General features: G+C 41.1%; 1 pseudogene. It reads left to right on the forward strand.

Going from position 1 to position 219, the window contains the following annotated elements:
• Positions 1-119 (forward strand): annotated as a pseudogene (locus WFH18_RS18375) (IS3-like element ISAcsp5 family transposase); the annotation flags it as partial.
• Positions 120-219 lie beyond the last annotated feature (100 nt).

Raw genomic sequence — 219 nt, forward strand, 5'->3', positions numbered from 1 at the left:
GTACGGATATAACGTATATCCCTATGGCAAAAGGCTTTGTTTATTTATGTGCTGTGATTGATTGGCATAGCCGCAAGGTACTTGCGCATAGGGTATCGATTAGTATGGAGGGGCTTTGTTGCACAAACCTATCTGTAAAGGCTTTTTCAGCGATATAATTTTCAAATGAAGAAGCCTACACACAAAATCTACCGCACAACCAATTGGCCCGCATATAAC

It is taken from the genome of Acinetobacter sp. USHLN143 (genome assembly GCF_037145695.1).
Taxonomy (GTDB): domain Bacteria; phylum Pseudomonadota; class Gammaproteobacteria; order Pseudomonadales; family Moraxellaceae; genus Acinetobacter; species Acinetobacter fasciculus.